The 22,115-nt window shown below is 52.8% G+C and carries 18 protein-coding genes and 1 tRNA gene; 10 read left to right on the plus strand and 9 right to left on the minus strand.

Going from position 1 to position 22,115, the window contains the following annotated elements; translation table 11 throughout:
* Positions 1-384 precede the first annotated feature (384 nt).
* From GF423_RS01310 to GF423_RS01320, 3 genes are all read right to left on the minus strand, one after another.
* Entirely contained in the window at positions 385-1,479 is a 1,095-nt protein-coding gene (locus GF423_RS01310) for a carbohydrate porin (RefSeq protein ID WP_206113312.1), read from the minus strand.
* Positions 1,480-1,662: 183 nt separating this feature from the next.
* Positions 1,663-1,983 (minus strand): YbjQ family protein, encoded by a 321-nt coding sequence (locus GF423_RS01315; protein ID WP_154326651.1) that lies wholly within the window; start codon positions 1,981-1,983, stop codon positions 1,663-1,665.
* A gap of 104 nt (positions 1,984-2,087) precedes the next feature.
* A tRNA-Met gene (locus GF423_RS01320) sits at positions 2,088-2,164 on the minus strand.
* Positions 2,165-2,354: 190 nt separating this feature from the next.
* On the opposite strand from GF423_RS01320, the gene kdsB reads away from it, so the two are divergent.
* The 3 genes from kdsB (at position 2,355) to GF423_RS01335 (ending at position 6,179) form a co-directional block, all read left to right on the plus strand.
* Positions 2,355-3,125 carry a 3-deoxy-manno-octulosonate cytidylyltransferase gene (gene kdsB / locus GF423_RS01325; RefSeq protein WP_154326652.1) on the plus strand — a complete coding sequence of 257 codons (771 nt, stop codon included), beginning with the start codon at positions 2,355-2,357 and terminating at the stop codon, positions 3,123-3,125.
* A gap of 5 nt (positions 3,126-3,130) precedes the next feature.
* Positions 3,131-4,426, plus strand: a complete 1,296-nt coding sequence (locus GF423_RS01330; RefSeq protein ID WP_154326653.1) for a M16 family metallopeptidase — start codon at positions 3,131-3,133, stop codon at positions 4,424-4,426.
* A gap of 88 nt (positions 4,427-4,514) precedes the next feature.
* The gene (locus tag GF423_RS01335) at positions 4,515-6,179 is read left to right on the plus strand and encodes a diphosphate--fructose-6-phosphate 1-phosphotransferase (protein ID WP_154326654.1); all 1,665 of its coding nucleotides are present in this window, start codon (positions 4,515-4,517) and stop codon (positions 6,177-6,179) included.
* Between the two features lie 416 nt (positions 6,180-6,595).
* Here GF423_RS01335 and GF423_RS01340 read toward each other — a convergent pair whose 3' ends face one another.
* Entirely contained in the window at positions 6,596-7,663 is a 1,068-nt protein-coding gene (locus GF423_RS01340) for a hypothetical protein (protein WP_154326655.1), read from the minus strand.
* A gap of 331 nt (positions 7,664-7,994) precedes the next feature.
* Between GF423_RS01340 and nifJ the strand changes: the two genes are divergently transcribed.
* A complete protein-coding gene (nifJ, locus tag GF423_RS01345; RefSeq protein WP_154326656.1) occupies positions 7,995-11,552 on the plus strand; it encodes a pyruvate:ferredoxin (flavodoxin) oxidoreductase in 3,558 nt (1,185 codons plus the stop codon).
* 77 nt (positions 11,553-11,629) lie between these two features.
* A complete protein-coding gene (locus GF423_RS01350; RefSeq protein ID WP_154326657.1) occupies positions 11,630-12,106 on the plus strand; it encodes a hypothetical protein in 477 nt (158 codons plus the stop codon).
* 150 nt (positions 12,107-12,256) lie between these two features.
* Here GF423_RS01350 and GF423_RS01355 read toward each other — a convergent pair whose 3' ends face one another.
* From GF423_RS01355 to GF423_RS01365, 3 genes are all read right to left on the minus strand, one after another.
* Positions 12,257-13,105 (minus strand): bifunctional helix-turn-helix domain-containing protein/methylated-DNA--[protein]-cysteine S-methyltransferase, encoded by an 849-nt coding sequence (locus GF423_RS01355; protein WP_154326658.1) that lies wholly within the window; start codon positions 13,103-13,105, stop codon positions 12,257-12,259.
* A gap of 79 nt (positions 13,106-13,184) precedes the next feature.
* On the minus strand, positions 13,185-13,856 hold the full coding sequence (locus GF423_RS01360; protein ID WP_154326659.1) for a hypothetical protein: 672 nt from the start codon (positions 13,854-13,856) through the stop codon (positions 13,185-13,187).
* A gap of 63 nt (positions 13,857-13,919) precedes the next feature.
* A complete protein-coding gene (locus tag GF423_RS01365; protein WP_154326660.1) occupies positions 13,920-14,765 on the minus strand; it encodes an aldo/keto reductase in 846 nt (281 codons plus the stop codon).
* Positions 14,766-14,977: 212 nt separating this feature from the next.
* Here GF423_RS01365 and GF423_RS01370 point away from each other — a divergent pair, with 212 nt between their 5' ends.
* Positions 14,978-15,349 (plus strand): DUF488 domain-containing protein, encoded by a 372-nt coding sequence (locus GF423_RS01370; protein WP_154326661.1) that lies wholly within the window; start codon positions 14,978-14,980, stop codon positions 15,347-15,349.
* Between the two features lie 3 nt (positions 15,350-15,352).
* Here the strand turns inward: GF423_RS01370 and GF423_RS01375 are convergent, their stop codons facing one another.
* Complete coding sequence (locus tag GF423_RS01375; RefSeq protein WP_154326662.1) at positions 15,353-16,024, minus strand: Crp/Fnr family transcriptional regulator; 672 nt, start codon at positions 16,022-16,024, stop codon at positions 15,353-15,355.
* Between the two features lie 149 nt (positions 16,025-16,173).
* On the opposite strand from GF423_RS01375, the gene GF423_RS01380 reads away from it, so the two are divergent.
* The 3 genes from GF423_RS01380 (at position 16,174) to eno (ending at position 18,628) form a co-directional block, all read left to right on the plus strand.
* Positions 16,174-16,500 (plus strand): cupin domain-containing protein, encoded by a 327-nt coding sequence (locus tag GF423_RS01380; protein WP_154326663.1) that lies wholly within the window; start codon positions 16,174-16,176, stop codon positions 16,498-16,500.
* A 133-nt stretch (positions 16,501-16,633) separates the two neighbouring features.
* Positions 16,634-17,131 (plus strand): flavodoxin FldA, encoded by a 498-nt coding sequence (gene fldA / locus GF423_RS01385; RefSeq protein ID WP_154326664.1) that lies wholly within the window; start codon positions 16,634-16,636, stop codon positions 17,129-17,131.
* Positions 17,132-17,314: 183 nt separating this feature from the next.
* Positions 17,315-18,628: a phosphopyruvate hydratase gene (eno, locus tag GF423_RS01390; RefSeq protein ID WP_154328949.1), complete on the plus strand. Its 1,314-nt coding sequence runs from the start codon at positions 17,315-17,317 to the stop codon at positions 18,626-18,628.
* A gap of 163 nt (positions 18,629-18,791) precedes the next feature.
* Here eno and GF423_RS01395 read toward each other — a convergent pair whose 3' ends face one another.
* Positions 18,792-20,456 carry a helix-turn-helix domain-containing protein gene (locus GF423_RS01395; RefSeq protein WP_154326665.1) on the minus strand — a complete coding sequence of 555 codons (1,665 nt, stop codon included), beginning with the start codon at positions 20,454-20,456 and terminating at the stop codon, positions 18,792-18,794.
* 205 nt (positions 20,457-20,661) lie between these two features.
* Between GF423_RS01395 and GF423_RS01400 the strand changes: the two genes are divergently transcribed.
* Positions 20,662-21,951 carry an IS1380 family transposase gene (locus tag GF423_RS01400; protein ID WP_154326521.1) on the plus strand — a complete coding sequence of 430 codons (1,290 nt, stop codon included), beginning with the start codon at positions 20,662-20,664 and terminating at the stop codon, positions 21,949-21,951.
* The last annotated feature ends 164 nt before the right edge of the window (positions 21,952-22,115 follow it).

Genomic DNA, 22,115 nt, shown 5'->3' on the forward strand with positions numbered 1-22,115 from the left:
TAAATAATTATACATATATCTCAGTCAGCAACTTGCGTAGTGACCCGTTGTTGCAAAATTTAAAGGAAAAAATGGTGTGCTTGGCATTATCAGATGCAATCTCCAAGTAAAAAGGAATATCATTGACAGCCAAATGGCAGTCGAGGCCTTCAATTGAGATGGTATTTTTCCTATTCAAGCACCACCCAGTATAGAAGATGTAATGCTATTTCACTCTCAATGATATTCCTCTTGGGAAAACAATTAGGACAGACACATTTTTTCAATTGCAAAATTAAACAATTATTCAAAAAAAACAAGCATTCTACCTGTTTATTTTTCTAAAAATATCTGAACAAATACAAACTATCAAAACAGGTAGCAAAAAAAATCACGTCGTGGCTTTTAAAGGCGAGTCGACAACGAAAAAGACATGCCACAGCGCAGCGCCAGCACAAGCGCGTTTTTCGACTGGCGACTGGCGCCGGGGCTAACGATGTACTGCACGTCGGGCGACACATAGAGCTCGCCTGCCACAGGCACATTGTAGTTCAGCTCCAGGGCTGTTTCCCAGCCCTCCCCTGCCACCCGGATGGCAGTTGCTGCCAGGCCCAGCATGTCGCGATCCACCACCAGGCCGCCCAGGTTAAGTCCGCCCAAGAGATTGGCGGTCACATGCTCTTGCTTGGTCGGGCTACAGGCAGCGGCGGCAAAGCCATCGAGAGTGCGACGGCCATCCTGCAGCAGGCGGTGCTGCCCCATGGCCCACATGCCAAAGTCGTGCTCGGCCGTGTGATACCACACGCCCGCATTGACCGCCGAGGCCCTGGCTTGCCACGAAGCCTGACCGAGCAACAGGCAGCAGTTATCCACATTCACCCGTTGCTTCATGTTCCACCTGTTGCCGGCAAAAGACGGAGCCGCCCCGTTGTAGATGCCCACAGCCAGCGTGAGAGCATCGTCGAGATCCCACCCCAGGTCAAGGCCTGTCAACATCTGCGGATAGGTAGAAGGATGGTCGTTGATTGCTATCACCGAGTTGAGGCCAAAGGAGCTGTTCAGGTAGAGAGAGGCTGCGTCGAGTGCCATGAAATGCTCGTTCATGTCTTGAATGCCGGCACTCAGCCACCAGCGGCCCAAGCGTTGCCTGTACCACAACTGGTAGAGATAGGTGTGGTTGCCAGCCTCGATATTGTCCCACACCTGCATGTCGCCGGTATAGTCGGCGCTGGGCATACCGCCGTGGGTACTGGCAGCAGCCACATAGAGTGCACCGCCCTTGAGCAGTCCCAGCCTGCCCAGGTCGAGATGAATACCTGCATGAAGGAAACCCAAATAGACCGTGCCACGCTTGAGGCCGCCATGCACTGTAGCAGCTACATCGGCAGTGTAGCTGGCGTCGGCGGTGAGAGCAGGGGCACTGGCGCTGTCGGCGACTTGAGCCTCCTGTGCCATCACGCGAGGGCACAAGAGCACACCGAGCAGTATTGTGATCGTCATCAAAAAAAATCTCATCGGTAGTAAAATGGGCTGCAAAATTAGCAAAAATTATTCAATTAGCCTCAGCGCCTCACGACCGAGCTGTCATTGTCAAAACAAAAAAAACGATACCTAAATATGTAATGAAGCAGGAGGGCCATGGCTCTCCTGCTTCATTACAGAAAGCTGTTGCGCCCTGGGGGCTCATCCTATCACGACAGCAGTGCCGCTGCAGGTGACCATGAGCATCGAGCCACTGCCGCCCACGGTTTCATAGTCGATGTCGATGCCCACAATGGCATTGGCGCCCCACTGGCCTGCGCGGTCTACCATCTCCTGGATGGCTGTGTCCTTGGCCTGAATGAGCACCTTCTCATAGGTTGTCGACCGGCCTCCGAAAAAATCGGTGATACCAGCCATCATGTCTTTAAACACATTGGCGCCAATGATGGTTTCGCCAGTCACCACGCCCAGATACTTCTGAATGGGGTGGCCCTCGAGGTTGGGAGTCGTTGAAATAATCATAATGTAGATCAATTTAAAGTTACACTTTCGACCGACAACGATGCAATAACTGTGCCAGGTGGCACAAAAACAAAAAGGAGACCCAAAAGTGGATCTCCTGATTGTGGTAGCGGGACTGAGAATTGAACTCAGGACCTCCGGGTTATGAATCCGACGCTCTAACCGACTGAGCTATCCCGCCATTTCCGAATTGCGAGTGCAAAGTTACGGTTTCTTGGCCAAAACGCCAAACTTTTCTCGACTTATTTTTACAACATTTTCAAAGGCCAGAAGCTAAACTACTGTGAAATAAGGCGGCAAGCAGAGAGAAAAGTCGGCTTTCATCTGTCAAATATTATGCCTAACTTTGCATCACAGAAACAAAATACACAATGCAACATACAACATTCATAGGCATCATTCCTGCCCGATATGCCTCGACAAGGTTTCCAGGCAAGCCCCTGGCCATGCTGGGCGGTCAACCCGTGATACAGCGGGTCTACAACCAAGTGCGTTCGGTGATCGAAAACGTGATAGTGGCCACCGACGATGACCGCATTGCACATGCTGTGGAAGCGTTTGGGGGCAAGTGCGTGATGACCAGCCCCAACCACAAGAGCGGCACCGACCGCTGCATGGAAGCCTACACGAGAAATGGCGGAAACGAAGACGTTGTGATCAACATCCAGGGCGACGAGCCCTTTGTCCAGCCCTCACAGCTCGAGACCATCATGAAATGCTTCGACGATGAGAGCACCGACATTGCCACCCTTGTGAAGCCTTTTGACCCGAGGCGCCCCTATGCCGAGCTTGCCAACCCCAACTCGCCCAAAGTAGTTGTCGACAACAAGTGGAACGCACTGTACTTCTCCCGCTCGGTCGTCCCCTACCTGCGCAACATAGAGCCGACCGATTGGCCCTTGCGCCACCAGTACTATACCCACCTGGGCATGTATGCCTACCGGGCCCGCGTGCTGCAAGCCATCACTGCCCTGCCCCAGTCGCCGCTTGAACTGGCCGAGAGCCTGGAGCAACTGCGATGGATTGAAAACGGCTACCGCATAAAGGTGGGCGTGAGCGATATCGAGACCATAGGCATCGACACCCCACAAGACCTTGCCCGGGCCGAGGAGCATCTGCGCAAGGCTTGTAAACAAAAGTAACTGCCATGCTCGACCGCTACAAGAAACCCTCGACAAAGCCGCTCGGCGACTTCAGCCTTGAATACCCTGAGCCCATCACCCTGCACAACGGGATAAAGCTCTGGGTCGTGGGTAACGGCGAGGACGACATCAACCGGCTGGCCGTGTACATGGGAGGCGGCATGCTGCAAGAGAGCGTGCCCATGGAAGCCGCGCTCACCGGCATACTGTGCATGGAGGGCAATGCCAACATGGACTCCAGGAGCATTGCCGAGGCGCTCGACTACTATGGCAGTTGGAAGTCGGCACAAGCCTACGACTCGGTCACCCAAATCTCGCTCTCGTCGCTCAACCGAAACTTTGCCCACACAGCGCGCATCCTGCTCGACTGCATAGCCAGCCCCACGTTTCCTGCCGAAGAATGCCGGCTGTTTCAGCGACGACTGGCAAGCAACATCGACACCGCCCGGCAGCGAGTGCAGTATCTTGCCGACGAGCGCATGAAACAGCTGTACTACGGCGAGAGCCACCCGCTTGCCCGCAAGATGACATCGGCCGGAGTCATGGGCATAGGCCTGGCCAGCCTGCACAAGCATCACGACACCTATTACAATCGCAACAATTGCCGGCTCGTGCTGGCAGGGAAAATCACCGACCGCGAGATACAGACACTCGACGACACCTTCGGCCACTGGTCGAGCACTGGCGCCACAGTGAGCGAGGCACCATTGCAGCCCGAGCCATCGCCAGCCATGCTCGACATTGTCGACAAGCCCGGAGCAAAGCAATCGGCCGTGAGCATCACCTTGCGCGCCATACCGCGTCAGCACCCCGACTATTTCAAGCTCAGGCTAACCACGACGGCCCTGGGCGGGTACTTCGGCAGCCGGCTCAACAAGGTAATAAGGGAAGAGAAAGGCTACACCTATGGCATTCAGGCCTGCCTGGCCGGCAGAGCCGATGATGCCTACATAAGCATCTCGACCCAGTGCAACGCCCGCTACACCTGGCCACTCATTGCCGAGGTGAAGAAAGCCATGCAGCAGCTCAAGACCGCCCCCCTGCCCCAAGCCGAGCTCGATGCCGTGAAGCAATACATGTACAGCGACCTCGTGAAGACACTCGACACCCCCTTCAACACAGCCGGCTACGTGGGGTCGTGCTTCCTGTTTGGCATCTATCCGCAATACTTCAACGACCAGGTGAAGGCCATCGACGCCATGACAGGCGACGACGTGATGGAAACTGCACACAAGTACTTCGACATCGACAAGATGCGAATCGTAATTGCAGGCGACAATAATAGTATTAAAAATAACTAACAAATATTGTCTGAATTGCAATTTTTTGCGACCTTTGCAACGAATAATGAATATTAGGAAAATTACAACTATATAATTGATTAGAAAAATGACAAAAAAGAGCGTACTTCAACAAGCTCGTGCCGCTTATCAGCCAAAGTTGCCTTCGGTACTTTGGGGCCCGGTAAAAGCAGTAAAAGGAGAACCTACCCAGTCGGTAGGAGACCAGGAAGAAATCAAAAAATTGTTTCCTAACACCTATGGCCTTCCTGAGCTGGAATTTGTAAAAGACACCGATGCTTCCAAGAAAAAAACCGGAAAGCCTGCCAAGTTCAATGTGGGCGTGATCCTCTCGGGAGGTCAGGCTCCAGGCGGACACAACGTGATATGCGGTCTGTTTGACGGACTCAAGGCGCTTAACAAAGAAAACCGCCTCTACGGCTTCTTGATGGGTCCTGGCGGGTTGGTCGACCACAAATACAAGGAGCTCACTGCAAGTTTCATCAACGACTATCGCAACACAGGCGGTTTCGACATGATAGGTTCGGGCCGCACCAAGCTCGAGACCCCAGAGCAATTTGAGAAAGGCCTCGAAATCATCAAGGAGCTCGACATACGCGCCATCGTGATCATTGGCGGCGACGACTCCAACACCAACGCTGCCGTGCTGGCCGAGTACTACAAGGCCAAGAATGTGCCTGTGCAGGTGCTGGGCTGCCCCAAGACCATCGACGGCGACCTCAAGAACGAGTGGATTGAGACCTCTTTTGGCTTTGACACTGCCACCAAGGTGTACAGTGAGCTCATAGGCAACATCGAGCGCGATGCCAACTCGGCCAAGAAGTACTGGCACTTCATGAAACTCATGGGCCGTTCGGCCTCGCACATTGCCTTGGAGTGCGCCCTGAAGACGCAGCCCAACTATTGCATCGTGAGCGAGGAAGTGGAAGCCAAGAACATGACACTCAACGACATTGTCGCCGACATAGCCAAGGTAGTGGCACAACGCGCTGCCGATGGCAACAACTTCGGGTCGGTACTCGTGCCCGAAGGCCTGATCGAGTTTATACCGGCAATGAAGAAACTCATTGCTCAGCTCAACGACATGCTGGCCGAGCATCCCGAAATCAAGCAAATGGAGCCCGATGCACAGCACAAGTTTGTCGTCGATCATCTGACCAAAGAGAACGTGGAAGCCTTCAACAGCCTGCCCGTTGACGTGCAACGCCAGCTCTCGCTCGACCGCGACCCCCACGGGAATGTGCAAGTGTCGCTCATCGAGACCGAGAAGCTGCTGAGCGACATGGTCGAGAAAAAACTTGAGCAGATGAAGGAGAAGGGCGAGTATGTGGGCAAGTTCTCGGCCCTGCATCACTTCTTCGGATATGAAGGCCGCTGCGCCGACCCGTCGAACTTTGATGCCGACTACTGCTATGCTCTGGGCTACAATGCCGCTCAACTCGTGAACTGCGGAGCCACGGGCTACATGTCGTCGATACGCAACTTGGCCAAGCCGTCGATCCAGTGGATTGCCGGCGGCATCCCCATCACCATGATGTTTAACATGGAGCAACGCAACGGCAAGCAGAAACCGGTGATTCGCAAGGCCCTGGTCGACCTCAACGGCCGCCCGTTCCAGGTGTTTGCCCAGCATCGTGCCAAGTGGGCAAGAGAAACCTGCTATGTATACCCAGGTCCGGTGCAGTACTTCGGTCCCGATGAGGTGTGCAACCAAACATCCAAGACCCTCTACTACGAGCAGGAAGGGAAATAATCGCGCTTGTCACGCCACACACTGAGCTCATGTGCTGCTGTGGCCCTCAATACCGCTAATGGCTGTGACGTGACCCGGTGTAGATGGAAACTATTCACAACGATCCTTCAATCACAGCTTGCAATACAGTGATGCGATAAAATGAAATCGCAAAAGCCTGCCTCGAGACCGACGGCAGACAAAGAAAGGAGAAGCCTGGTGCCCCAAGTGCGCCGGGCTTTTTTTTTGCACGGTCCCAGCCGGCCTTGCTGAGTGTGGCACGTAGCTCGCCCCAAGCACAGCAATAGCAAGGACAAAACCATAGCGCCCCGTGAGTTGTGGCTCACGGGGCGCTATGTGTGTGTGTGTGTGTGTCGATGTGCGGTGTGATGCCACCCCCAAGAGGGCACACTTGCCACACTCTTCATTCTATATATTTATGGTGCAGGTGTCGTGGCAGGCTGCGTGGCAGCTGGTTGCTGCTCGCTTGCCGGCTTGGCCTCGGGCTGAGGCTCGGCGTGCACCTCCTTGATCTCCTCATTCTGCGCAGCATCGAGTTTCTTGGCTGCGGCGGCACGCCGCTTGGCAGCCTTGATAGAGTCGGCCTTGAGACGTTGCACCTTCTTCAAGGAATCGGCCTTGAGGGCGGCTCTCTTGAGCGAGTCTTGCTCGGCCTTGATGAGCAATGAGTCTTTCACATAGGTAACGTCGGCATCGTGCGACGGAGTGGTTGAAATCGACACCTCAGGATTGACCATGGTGTCGCCCTTGCCGCTAAACATATCGGGCAAATACTTCACCGCGCCCACTACAAGAAGCGCGACAACGGCAATCAGGAGCAGATAGCCCAGATACTTTGCCTTGAAACCGCTCAAAAACGAGAGAGAGAACGAAGCGCCGCTGCCGCTCGACTCCTCGACATGATTCAACACCACTGCCGGCGTAGCTCCGCCCACGGTCTTGACCTTGCTCACGAGACGGTTCACCTCGTCGATCTTGGCATGGTCATCCTTGTCGACATTGCACAACGCCTTGCGAATGGCCTTCTCGTCGATATTCTCGGCCGAGCACAACATGATGTAGTCGTCGGCCTTAAGGTCCTTGATGAGCTCCACCTTGGCCTTGCTGCTGTAGATGTCCAAGACCTGCGCACGCGAGTCATACTCAATTTCCTGCGTTGCCGGCCTCACTTGCAGCACACGCGTCTTGCCCATCTGGGCAACGAAGCAGCCGCCGTGGTTGTAAATGGCCACAGCCAGATTGCACCGCTTCACACGATGCTCGGGCGTGTTGAGAGCCTGGTCGAGAGCGTCGTTGAATTCCTCACTCGTCACGTTCTTGTCGAGTTTAATGCTGGAAACGATGTAATTGTAAAGCTCAGTAGCCACGATTTCGTCGTCACACACCATGTAGACAGGATATTCGCTCATCGACTGGTCGTCGCAGGGGATGATCACGTCGTGATCGCTGTTGATAAATTGGGGAGAATATATTTTGAATTTCATTTGAGTCTAACCTTATTTACGAATTTGGTGCAAACTTACAAAAAATCATCGAGAATTGATATGATTTTTCAACAAATAGTGGCACAAAAAAATCTCATTCCTTGTCAGAAAAGCAGTAACAAGGCCAGCCCGTAGCCGCCGTCGACAGGCAGGCGCATGCGCATTGGCGCCATTGAGAAAAAACATAGCCAAAACGCGAGAAACAAGCGCGTCTTAAATAAGCATAAAACGAAGAAAAGTCTTGTCAAAGTTGCCATTTTTGCGTAACTTCGCACATTAAATATAATACGCGACTAAACAACTAATTCATTATTTAATCATATTCAGAATCATGAGTAAAGTAAAGAAATTCATGACATGTGACGGTAACACTGCAGCTGCCCACATCAGCTACATGTTTACCGAGGTAGCCTCGATCTACCCCATCACCCCCTCATCGCCCATGGCCGAGCACGTTGACGAGTGGGCCGCCGCCGGGCGCAAAAACATCTTCGGCGAGACAGTAACGGTGCAGGAAATGCAAAGCGAAGCCGGTGCAGCCGGTGCTGTGCACGGGTCGCTGCAGGCAGGTGCACTCACCACAACCTATACCGCATCGCAAGGCTTGTTGCTGATGATACCCAACATGTATAAAATTGCCGGCGAGCTGCTGCCAGGCGTGTTCCACGTCACGGCCCGCACGCTGGCCTCGCACACGCTGTGCATCTTCGGCGACCACCAGGACGTGATGGCAACGCGTCAAACGGGATTTGCCATGCTCTGCGAGGGGTCGGTGCAGGAGGTGATGGACCTGGCTGCAGTTGCACACCTGAGTGCAATCAAGGGCAGCGTGCCATTCCTTAATTTCTTCGACGGATTCCGCACCAGTCACGAGATTCAGAAAGTGGAGGCACTGCAGCAAGAAGACCTTGAGCCGCTCTTGGACCGCGAGGCTCTGGCCCGCTTCCGCCACCGCGCAATGAATCCTGACCATCCTGTGACCCGCGGCACCAACGAGAACCCCGATGTCTTCTTCCAGCACCGCGAGTCGAGCAATGAGTACTACAACAACATTCCTGCCGTAGTAGAAGAATACATCAACAAGATAAACGAAATCACAGGCCGCCACTACGGTCTCTTTGACTACTATGGCGCACCCGATGCCGAGCGTGTGATCATTGCAATGGGCTCGGTGACCGAAGCCATACGCGAAGTGATCGACTACCTCACTGCCAAGGGAGAGAAAGTGGGCTTGGTTGCAGTACACCTCTACCGTCCGTTCTCGGCCAAGCATTTCTTGGCAGCCGTGCCCAGCACAGCCAAGCGCATCGCCGTGCTCGACCGCACCAAGGAACCGGGCGCCAACGGCGAGCCCCTGTATCTCGACGTGAAGGACTGCTTCTACGGCACCGAGAATGCTCCGCTCATCGTGGGCGGTCGTTACGGGTTGGGCTCGAAAGACACTACTCCGGCCCAAATACTCTCGGTCTACGAGAACCTGTCGCTGCCAGTGCCCAAAAACCACTTCGCCATTGGCATTGTCGACGACGTCACCTTCACCTCGCTGCCTCAGAAAGAGGAAATCAACATGGGCGACGAGGGCATGTTCCAAGCCAAATTCTACGGACTGGGTGCCGACGGCACAGTGGGAGCCAACAAGAACTCGGTGAAGATCATAGGCGACAACACCGACAAGTACTGCCAGGCCTATTTCTCCTACGACAGCAAGAAGTCGGGCGGCTTCACCTGCTCTCACCTGCGTTTCGGCGACAAGCCCATCCACTCCACCTACCTGGTGACAACGCCAAACTTTGTGGCCTGCCACGTGCAAGCCTACCTGCACATGTATGATGTGACACGCGGCCTGCAGAAGAACGGCACCTTCCTGCTCAACACAGTGTGGGAGGGCGACGAGCTGGCCAACAACCTGCCCAACCGCGTGAAGAAATACTTTGCCGACAACAACATCAACGTCTACTATATCAACGCCACCAAGATTGCCCAAGAGATAGGCTTGGGCAATCGCACCAACACCATCCTGCAATCGGCATTCTTCCGCATCACCAAGGTGATACCTACCGAGCTTGCTGTGGAGCAAATGAAGGAGTTCATCGTGAAGTCCTACAGCCGCAAGGGTGAGAACGTGGTGAACATGAACTACGAGGCTGTGGACCGCGGCGACGAGTACAAGCAGCTCGAGGTTGACCCCGCATGGAGCGAACTTCCTGTCGACGACAAGGCCAAAGACGATGCTCCGGCATTTGTCAACGACCTCGTGCGCCCCATCAACGCCCAAGACGGCGACCTGCTGCCAGTGAGCGCATTCAAGGGCCGCGAAGACGGCACCTGGGAGCCTGGCACATCAACCTGGGAGAAACGCGGTGTTGCCACCTTTGTCCCCACATGGAATGCTGAGAACTGCATCCAGTGCAACAAGTGTGCCTTTGTGTGCCCCCACGCAGCAATACGTCCGTTCCTCATGACCGAGGAGGAGGCAGCCAAGTCGCCGTTCAGAGACGAGGAGAAGCTGCCCGCAATAGGAAAGACACTCACGGGACTGAAGTTTGTGCAAGTGGTCGATGTGATGGACTGCCTCGGTTGCAGCAACTGTGTGGACGTGTGCCCAGGCAAGAGAGGCAACAAGGCCCTGTCGATGGTGCCGCTCATGGGCAACGAAGACAACCAGAAGCTTTGGGACTACTGCGTCAAGAATGTTACCAGCAAGCAAAACCTGGTCGAAATAAAGCAAAATGTGAAGAACTCACAGTTTGCCACTCCCCTCTTTGAGTTCAACGGCGCCTGCGCCGGTTGCGGCGAGACGCCCTATGTGAAACTCATCTCGCAACTCTTTGGCGACCGCGAGATGGTGGCCAATGCCACAGGCTGCTCGTCGATCTACTCGGCAGCTGTGCCTTCGACCCCCTATTGCACCAACGCCAAGGGTCATGGTCCTGCATGGTCCAACTCGCTGTTTGAAGACTTCTGCGAGTTTGGTCTGGGCATGGCCATAGCCGACGAGAAGATGCGTGCACGTGTCAAGGCTTATGTCGAGGAGGCCATTGCCAGCGAGAGCGAAACTGCCGAGATGAAGGCCCTGTATCAAGAGTGGCTCGACAACATGAACGACGGCGGCAAGAGCCGCGAGCTGAGCGACAAGATTATCGATGCCATTGCCCATAGCGAAAACCCGATCGACCAGAAGGTGAAGAGCCTGCAGCAATACCTCGTGAAGCGCTCGCAGTGGATCATTGGCGGCGACGGTGCAAGCTACGACATAGGCTTCGGCGGTTTGGATCACGTGATAGCTACAGGCAAGAATGTGAACATCCTCGTGCTCGACACCGAGGTGTACAGCAACACCGGCGGCCAGGCTTCAAAGGCCACTCCATTAGGCGCCATTGCAAAATTTGCAGCAGCTGGCAAGCGCATTCGCAAGAAAGACCTGGGCTTGATTGCATCGACCTATGGTTACGTGTATGTGGCCCAAGTCGCAATGGGTGCCGACAACATGCAGACGCTCAAGGCCATACGCGAGGCCGAGGCCTACGATGGTCCATCGGTTATCATCGCCTACGCTCCCTGTATCAACCACGGCCTTAAGGCCGGCATGGGCAAGAGCCAAGCCGAGGAGGCCAAGGCTGTGGCATGCGGCTACTGGCACCTGTGGCGCTACAATCCTGAGCTGGAGAAAGAGGGCAAGAATCCATTCACGCTCGACAGCAAGGAGCCTAACTGGGATGCCTTTGTCGACTTCCTGAAGGGTGAAGTGCGCTATGCATCGGTGATGAAGCAGTATCCTGCCGAGGCCGACGAGCTCTTCAATGCCGCCAAGGAAAATGCACAGTGGCGCTACAACAATTACCGCCGCCTTGCACAGCAGCAATGGGGTCAAGAACCCAAAGCTGAATAAATACTGGTTTAACAACAACTGAAATATTAATCCCGGTATTTCAAAATGAAAATACCGGGATTTTTTACCCAAAAAGCATGAAACATTCAATCATTATCTTTCTGTCGATAGCCGTGACACTTGCCACTGCATCGTGCTCAAAGAGCGACAAGAACACCGAAGACTCGGCCACTGCAAGTGTAGAGGCTGTATCGAGTGCGGCCCCCGCTGAGCAAGAGGAGACGAGCTCAGTGCAAAATGCCGAGACCTCGGCTGCCGAGCAATCACAGCCTGCCGAAGAAGTAACACAGGCCAAAGTCGACGACACCTTTAAGATATTCAACGACGGTATTGCCACATTCAAAGCCTGCAAGAGCGCCGACGACGTGTACAAGGCACTGAAAGCGTGGATGGCGAAAGGCGACCAAGTGAATGCAATAATGACAAAGCTGAAAGGTAAAGACCTTGAGAAAGCGCAAAGACTGAGCAATGAGGTGGGACAATTGATTCAGGAAAAAACCAAGAAGTACAATTGTAGCCAGGAGAAGCTCGACGAGATCATGTCGGGCATGTAGAAGCACGTTGCGAGTCCCAACACAAAGGAGATGGGCGCCAATTATACACAGGTGCCTATCTCCTTTTTTTTATTGCATTCGCGCCCTGCGATCGCGTCACTGTGCCGCGGTCGGGCTCGATCGTGTGCCTTGTGCGCGGGCATGACTGGCTCAACAACCGGTTGTGCACGATGTGCAAAGTGCCGCTTCCCACCCTATGATAGCAGCTTTGCGTTCTGGCCCCCAGTGGTAATTGCCGATGCGGCCTGAGGAATGTATCACGCGATGACAAGGAATGAGCAAGGCCACCGGGTTGCAGGCAACCGCCCTTCCCACGGCACGAGAGGCCCTCGCGTTGCCTATCGAGTGGGCAAGCTGCAGGTAGGTCGTGAGATGCCCGACCGGCACCTCGACAAGCTCCTTCCACACCTTCACCTGGAACGGCGTGGCCTTGAGGTGCAACCGCACCTCGTCGACACCAGTCCCGTCGAGTTGAAAAATGCGTGCTGCACACGTGTTGTGCACATCGGGGTGCTCCTGGAGTGTGGCAAGCGGAAATGCGGCTTGCAGGCTTCGGATTGCCGCCTCGCGGCCACCGTCGGCAAAGGCTGCATAGCACACACCTTTGCCTGTAGATGCGACGATGAGCTCTCCAAAAGGCGACTGTGAGAACACATAGTGCAATTGCAATCCTGCCGCCCCACCTCGGCATTCATCAGGCGTCATGCCATCGATGTGCACAACGGGGGCGTGCAGCCCGCAGGCGCACGACGAGCCGGTCGTGCAAGCTGCCACAGGCCTGGAAAAGTTTTCCTCCTCGACTACCCTCTTGGCATAGCCCACGCTCAAAAACTCCAGAAATCGATTGAAACTGATTCCTGCCCATGCTGTAAACATGTGTTGGAAATAAAGCTGACTGAGGCCAAGGTGGGAAGCCACCTCGGCCAATGAAGGCTGACGCGGCTTATTGGCCTCGACATATCTTATCGCCTCGGCTATTTGCTCAAAATTGCAATCCATTGTGATGAAAAATAAAAAATAGAAATATACTGTGCACTGAAGATACGTTTTTTCCCTGTATTGACGAGGAGAAAAAAAACTAAAACTTGCAAGCCACGCCCAAAGTCACCATATTCTCATTGGACTTTTTGGGCAAATTGAGCCGCTTGCCATAGATCGACACATTGCGTGCGCCGCCATAGATGTCGAGATTGGAAAACATGTAGCCTGCCATGATTTCAAAGCGGTCGATAGTGAACACAGCTTGGGCCTTGAGGTGAAAATACCAGGCATCGCCACCGTGGTTGCCGAAGTAACGCTGGTCGTGGTTGTCATACACGCCTGGGGCGTTGGGCATAAAAGTGACATGCACATTGTTGTTGACTGGCAGGGCCAGCGACACGCCCGGCGAGAGGCGCAGTGCAAGGCTGCAGCCGTCCTGGCGGGGAATCTTGATGCCGGGAGTGGTGAACTGCAGCTCGCCACGCAGCGCAGCCACCCTGGTGGTGTTGTCGACCGAATATTGCGCCACCCCATCGGCGGTAGTGCCCATAAACTCATCGTCGGTTGACACGGCGCCCATCACGGCAAAGCCGGCCCCAATGCCAACATAAGGCACGGGCCTGTAGCTCGCAGCCAGCTCAAGGTCCCAGTTGTCGCCCAAGCCGCCTGCGAGGCCTGCCGCCCAGCGACAGGCAGGGTCTTTGGCCTGAGCCCAAAGGTTGAGACTCATGGTCATAGCCAGAATTGTGAAAAGTAATGATTTACTCATAGTGTGATATTACAATAAAGAAAACAGCATCATTCCACACCCACCACGACGGCAACTGTGAGGCTAAAAGTCACGCTCGTCGGGGTCGGCACCTATGCGCGGAGCCTGCAGGCCGTCGATGACCCTCATGTCTTGAACCGAGAGCTCAAAGTCGAAGATCCCGAAATTCTCCCTGATGCGGGCCGCGTGCACCGACTTCACCAGGGGCAGCACGCCATGTTGCATCACCCAGCGCAGCACTACCTGAGCGGCCGTCTTGCCATGCCGGGCTGCAATGGCGTTGAGGCCTGCGTGGGTCAACGTGGCTCCACGCCCGAGTGCACTCCAGGCCTCAACCACAATGCCCTTGTCGTGGCAGTAGTCCACGCATTCGGGTTGAAGCAGACCAGGATGAAACTCAATCTGGTCGACCATAGGCATCACCGTGGCAGTCTTGAGCAAGGCCTCGATGTGATGAGGCATGAAATTGGAAAGGCCTATGGCCTTGACCCTGCCCTCGCGGTACAGCCTCTCAAGGGCGCGCCAGGTGTCGGCATTCACAGCCTCGGCCTTGTCGCCATACTGCTTCACGTGGGCCGGCCAGTGTATGAGATAGAGGTCGAGATAGTCGAGGCCGAGCTTGGCCAGTGTGGTATCGAAGGCCCTGAGTGTGCTGTCGTAGCCACGCTCGCTATTCTTCACCTTGCTTGTCACAAACACCTGGCTGCGAGCCACCGCACACTCCCTGAGGCCCTGGCCAACGGCGGTCTCGGTATCGTAGGATGCAGCAGTGTCGATGTGGCGGTAGCCTGCTTCGAGGGCGCATTTCACCACACTGGCACACGTGTGGTCGTCGTCGGCACGATAGGTGCCAAAACCTGGAGCTGGAATCAGCGTGCCATTGTACATCTTGAACAACTTATTTTCCATACCTGTAAAATTTAAACTTTCACACTTGCCAATAGCCCTGCCATGGCAGCAGGCGGCACAAACCGCGAATTATCAACAAGAAAACGCAACATTGCCCACAATATTGCCCCTATAGGGTGTGTAATTAAGAAAAGGTGTGAGGTAACAAATGTTACCCTCTCATTCAATATTTTATTATAACTTTGGCAAAGCATAAGAAAGGAGACTTTGCAATGAATGAATTGAAAATAAAACGCGTCTACAGCCCTGCCGAGGAAAGCGACGGCTACCGCATCTTGATCGACCGGCTATGGCCCAGGGGGATAAAGAAAGAAGACGCCTGCCTCGACGAGTGGAACAAAGCCGTGACCCCCACCACTGCCCTGCGCAAGTGGTTTGGCCACAAGGAGGAGAATTTTGAAAAATTCAACACTCAGTATCGTGCCGAGCTGGATTCCAACCCCGAGGCAACCGCCTTTGCCGGGCACGTGGGCCAGCTTCTCGACAAGGGAAACGTGACACTACTCTACGGCGCCAAAAGCCCCACATGCAATCATGCACTCATCTTGCGCGACTGGATACTCGAGCAGCATCGGCAGCAGTAGTCGTCATTTCAACTTGCTGGCATCTACAATGGTGATGTGGCGGCCATCGATGGCAATGGCTCCCTCGTCTTTCATGGCTGTGAGACAGCGTATGAGCGACACCTTCTGCACGCCGAAGGAGTCGGCAAGCTCCTGCCTCGACTTGTCGAGTGTGATCACGCGGCTGCCACTGCGACTGGCCTCGGCCAGCAGCATGGTGGCAATGCGCTCGCGCACGGTGAGCAGCGACAGAAAACGCACCTTGTCGGCCATGAAGTGGTTGATGTTGGAGAGCAGAGCTATGAAATTCCACCTGACGGCTACATCACGATCGATGAGGCGGGTAAACTCGTGGGGAATCATGCGCACCAGGTCAACATCGGTAGCAGCATCCACATTCACAGGGAAACGATTGACCGTGGCATAGACAAATGCCGGGGCCACGATGTTGCCAGCCTGCAGGCGGGTGACGTCGACATACTTGCCCGACTGGCCTGTCATGCGCGTGGTGAGCTCGCCGCTCACCACGATGTCGACATTGCGGCAAGGGTCGTCCTCGAGAGCGTAGACAACCCCCTTGTCGTAGTGCACCACACGATAATTCACTTGCTCCATCACCTGCCCGATGCGGGCTTTCTCCAGTCCATGGAAAACCGGGCATTTGGCCAAAGCCGCTATAATCCTTGCATCAATCATAACATGACAAAGATAGTAAAAAATATTGGCAGCAGCATTAAAACATTTTAAGTGATTGAAGTAACAATTGTTACCTATCGAGCAAAATAAACGATATACCTTTGCGTCGACAACAAAAAAAACAACAACATTATAAATAAATGAGAATTATGGAACAGAAGATTGAAAAAGCAACAGTAATGGCAGCCAACGACCTCATCTCCTATGCCGAAGGCGGCATCGTGAGCAAAGAATTCATCCACAGCAAGGCCGGCAGCATCACGCTCTTTGCCTTCGATGCCGGGCAGAAGCTGAGTGAGCACACAGCCCCCTACGATGCCCTGGTGCAAGTGATCGACGGCGAAGCCGAAATCATGATAGCTGGCAGGCTCTACCATCCCAAAGCCGGGCAAATGCTCATCATCCCTCAAAATGCGCTGCACGCCGTGAACGCCGCACAGCGCTTCAAGATGATGCTCACCATGATACGCGGGTGAGTGGCATGTGGCCTCCCCCATAATAAGGAGCTGTAACAGACAAAAAGCCCCAACATTGGGGATTGATACAAGGGCTAAAAGAAAAGTACCTTTGTAAACTAAAACAACAAACTAAATAAACAAAATCAAGGAAATGAAAAATACATTGATTGTTTTCGGTTCCACTACAGGAAATTGCGAGGACTATGCCCATCGCATAGCCAAGCAGCTGGGCGTGGCCGACGTTAAGAACATTGCCGACATGACAGCGGCCGACTTCGACAACTACGACAACCTCATCCTGGGCACATCGACCTGGGGAGCAGGCGACGTGCAAGACGACTGGTACAGCGGCATCGAGCTGCTCAAGAAGCTCGACATGAGCAATCGCACAGTGGCCTTGTTTGGCTGCGGCGAGTCGGGAAGTTTCCCCGACACCTTCTGCGGCGGCATGAGCGCCCTCTATGAGGCAGTGGCCGAGCAAGGTGCCCACCTGATAGGCCAGGTCGACGCCAGCACCTACGACTACGCCGACTCGGCCAGCGTCGTCGACGGAAAATTTGTGGGCCTGGCTATCGACATCGACGAGGACGACGACAAGATCAACGACCGCATTGCACAGTGGACCGGCCAAATTGCCAGTTTGCTTTAACAAGTAACAAAATTGCTGAATATAGCTTAAAACGGCGCGTTCTGGCACAGCCTTTGCAGTAAAACAGATAGAGAAGCAATGCGAGGCCGGCAACATGTTGCCACGACGCCCAGCAAGCTGCTTCAAAAACAATGTAGAACGATGCAGGCGACAGGCGTCGCTTGCACAAAGAATAGAAAGATGATGAAAATTTCAAAGATTCATGCAAGAGAAATCCTCGACTCAAGAGGAAACCCAACAGTAGAAGTAGAAGTTACAACCGATGAGGGCGTGATGGGCCGTGCCTCGGTGCCATCGGGCGCATCAACAGGCGAAAACGAGGCCCTCGAGCTGCGCGACGGCGACAAGAAGCGCTACGGCGGCAAGGGAGTGCTCAAGGCTGTGGCCAACGTGAACGACATCATAGCTCCTGCACTGGCAGGAATGCAGGTCACCGAGCAGCGCGCCATCGACGAGAAAATGCTTGAGCTCGACGGCACGCCCACCAAGTCGAAGCTGGGTGCCAACGCCATTCTGGGCGTTTCGCTGGCTGTGGCCCACACCGCTGCCAAGTCGCTGGGTCTGCCACTATACCGCTATATAGGCGGCACCAACACCTATGTGTTGCCGGTGCCCATGATGAACATCATCAACGGCGGTGCGCACAGCGATGCTCCCATTGCTTTCCAGGAATTCATGATACGCCCCGTGGGCGCAACGAGCGAGAAAGAAGCCATACGCATGGGGGCCGAGGTGTTTCATGCCTTGCAGAAGCTGCTCAAGAAGCGCGGCCTGAGCACGGCCGTGGGCGACGAGGGCGGCTTTGCCCCAGCCCTCGACGGCATCGAGGATGCCCTGGGCAGCATCGTGCAAGCCATCAAGGATGCCGGCTACGAGCCTGGCAAGGATGTAACCATAGCCATGGACTGCGCCGCCAGCGAGTTTAGCGAGCAAGAAGGCGGTCGCTACTACTACAACTACAAGCAACTGTCCAACGGCATGCCCAAGGATCCCAACGGCAAGCGGCTGAGCGACGACGAGCAAATCGAGTACTTGAAGCAACTCATCGCCAAGTATCCTATCGACTCGATCGAGGACGGCCTCGACGAGAACGACTGGCAAGGCTGGGTGAAACTCACTCAGGCCCTGGGCGACAAGGTGCAGCTCGTGGGCGACGACCTCTTTGTGACCAACACCAAGTTTCTTGAAAAAGGCATCAAGATGGGAGCTGCCAATGCCATCTTGATCAAGGTGAACCAGATAGGTTCGCTCACCGAGACCCTCGATGCCATAGAGATGGCACACCGCGCCGGCTACAACACCGTGACCAGCCACCGCAGCGGCGAGACCGAGGACACCACCATTGCCGATATTGCCGTTGCTACCAACTCGGGCCAGATCAAGACTGGCAGCATGAGCCGCACCGACCGCATGGCCAAGTACAACCAGCTCATGCGCATCGAGGAGCAACTGGGCAGGCAGGCCCGCTACGGCTTCAACAAGATCGTGAAACAGTAAAACACACACACGAGAAGTAACCATAAGTTCTGATTAAAAATTTACTATTAAGTTGAGCAAAACCTGGAGCCAGAATCGGCCCCAGGTTTTTTTTTTTGCAACCTTGCTTGCAGCAATAGAAAATGATACCAATATTATTAATAAGAAGGCTCAATAAGTAGTACTATCTCATTGATTCTTCCTTGTTTCGCTTTATAAATTCGGCTGCCGACATACCGGTAGTGCGCTTGAACACAGTCGAGAAGTTGGAACGCGAAGCATAACCGAGACTTTCGGCTATTGCTTCTATGGTAAGATTGCTATAAGCTTTTGTATCACACATCCGTTTACATGCTTCCTTGATGCGATAGGAGTTGAGTAGACCATTGAAGTTAGTGCCCCACTTTTCTCGTATGGCTCTTGAGACGTATGTCCGGTTGTAGCCTAATAGATAGCACAGCTGGGTCATCGAAAAGCCTTTGTTGCATATAACCTCTGTATCCTCCATTATCTTTATTATGCTGTCGAAAATTTCTTCTGGAAGATCGGCAGTCTTTTGCTTTGGAGAATTATCGCTTGCAGGCTCTTCATCAACAGGCAAGAGCAGTTGATTGCTTTTCACCAACTGGCGGTTGCGGCTGTACAACACATCAATAAGTTGCCTCTGGCGTTTATAAGCACGATAGATAATGGCCACAAGAAAAATTAAGATTACCAGCGCCAACGATACGATGACCAGCACAATAGCAGCAGTTCTCTGCTTTTGTTGCTCATGCTGAAAATTCAGCCTTATCTGCTCGAGCTCACGCAGGAAGCGTCCTTGTTTCACGGTTGACAAGTTGTTGCCATTGTTGAGTTCATCTTTTGCTTTCAACCGTTGGTAGTCGTAATGAGCCGCCAAGGCAGAATCGGCATTCTGCTGGTAGTATTCATAGAGAATGTCATTGATACTGTATTTTAAAACCGGCTGGGTGCTCGGGGCCCTGCTCATCTTGTCGAGCTTGGCAAGTTCCTCCTTTGCGAGGTCATCGCGATTCATTTTTCTGTATATCTGTACAAGAACTACATGCATCATCGGCATCACGTCGTACTTTGCATAGTCGGTTTTTGATGGCATGTTGCTGTTGAGCAGCCTTGCGCACTCGGCATAGTTTTTCTTGCTGTATGCAATGTTTATCTTGCTGTAGAGCATTGCTTCGTCAAGCATCATGGTATTTTTGGGTATCTTCAGCCGGCTTATGCAGGCAGTCTCCTTGGAGATAAGCTTCATGATCTTGTCGGGATGTGGTGAATCGAAGGCAGAGAGTGACAAATTATAGTAAGTTGTAGTGACGCACCTCCATTCTTTCACTTTTACAGCTTCCCAAAAGTTTTTCTTGTTATCGGTGATAAACTGTGATGCGGCGTTTTTACTGCCGTTGATCGATTCATAAACAAAGGAAACATTCGCTTTGTTGCCAATGATGTAGGGCAATCGATCGGTGAAATGGTTCTCCTGTGCGGTTTGCAGGGCACGGTCAAGATACTCGTCGGCCAGGTCGAAGCGGTTGTAGTATGTGGAGTAAATATTGCCCATGTAGTTCATTGCATTGACATACAATCGCAGTTCGTCGTCGGCAAGTTGCCTGCTGTCTTTTCTGTCGGCAATTATCGAGAAACAAACCAGTGCGCTGTCTGCCATCTGTCGCTTATATAAATAGGTGTAGCCCATATTGTACAGTGCACGTGTAGAAAACCTTTCATAGCGCGCATAGAAGGAGGGGCGCTGTTGGCGAGCTGCCTGCACAGCAACTGGCAGCAGCAGTAGCAGTATTATGATGGTCAAGCAATGTCTTATTCTGTAGTTCATATCAGAGGTAGGTTTACTTTTAAGTACAAAGTTAGGAAAAAATAATATCTAAACAAATACCTAATAAACCTTAATTCCGCAACACTATAATTTAACTTTATTTATAAGTTCCTGAGCAACAAAAAGTTGCCCAGGATTTTGCCATGTCAGAATTTTCACTTATCTTAGTGTTGCAAAAAGAAAACAAGCAAAACTCTAATATGACATGGCAAAAATACAAATTAAATCTGAGAAACTCACACCTTTTGGAGGAATTTTTTCAATCATGGAGAAATTTGACTCCATGCTTTCACCCGTTATCGACTCAACACTGGGTCAGAGATGCAGCAGTATCTTCGGATATCAGTTCAGCGAGATAGTCCGTTCGCTGATGAGCGTTTATTTCTGTGGCGGCTCATGCGTGGAAGATGTAACGTCACAACTGATGCGCCATCTCTCGTATCATCCTACCCTTCGTACATGCAGCTCTGATACCATCCTCAGAGCCATCAAGGAACTGACACAGGAAAACATCTCCTATACTTCCGACCAAGGCAAGACCTATGATTTCAATACTGCAGACAAACTCAACACATTGCTTATAAACGCTTTGGTTTCTACAGGCGAGTTGAAGGAAATTGAGGAATACGATGTTGACTTTGACCATCAGTTCCTTGAAACGGAGAAGTATGATGCAAAACCGACCTACAAAAAGTTCCTCGGCTACAGGCCTGGCGTATATGTTATCGGTGACAAGATAGTCTATATCGAGAACAGCGATGGTAACACGAATGTGCGTTTTCATCAGGCAGACACCCATAAGAGATTCTTCGCTCTTCTGGAATCCCAGAACATCCGTGTAAATCGCTTCAGGGCAGACTGCGGTTCCTGCTCGAAGGAAATCGTCAGTGAGATAGAGAAGCATTGCAAACATTTCTACATCCGTGCCAACCGATGCAGTTCGCTCTACAATGACATCTTTGCTCTGAGAGGATGGAAGACGGAGGAGATTAACGGCATCCAGTTCGAACTCAATTCCATTCTCGTTGAGAAATGGGAAGGCAAGTGCTATCGTCTTGTCATCCAGAGACAAAGACGCAACAGTGGCGACCTTGACCTGTGGGAAGGCGAATACACTTACCGTTGTATTCTTACCAACGATTACGACTCATCAACAAGAGACATCGTCGAATTTTACAACAAGCGTGGGGGCAAAGAGCGTATATTCGATGATATGAACAACGGATTCGGTTGGAGCAGGCTCCCCAAGTCATTCATGGCGGAGAATACTGTCTTTCTTCTGCTTACTGCATTGATACACAATTTCTATAAGACCATCATGAGCAGGCTTGACACCAAGGCTTTTGGGCTCAAGGAAACGAGTCGCATAAAGGCTTTTGTCTTCAGCTTCATCTCCGTACCTGCCAAGTGGATCATGACAGCAAGGCAATACGTGCTGAATATCTATACTGAAAATCGGGCTTATGTAAGACCTTTCAAAACTGGATTCGGATAAAATCCGTTCCTTATGGTTTTAATCTGCGTATTACCTCAAGTCGCATCGTGGGGTAAGGGGATGGTGTGCACAAATCGGACAAAATTCACGCTCATACTATCATGATGCATAGTGTTCAAGCTCTTTACTGCAATTGAGATTGTCATTGAGATTGCTTGCGGATT

Origin of the sequence: Sodaliphilus pleomorphus (assembly GCF_009676955.1) — a bacterium.
Taxonomy (GTDB): domain Bacteria; phylum Bacteroidota; class Bacteroidia; order Bacteroidales; family Muribaculaceae; genus Sodaliphilus; species Sodaliphilus pleomorphus.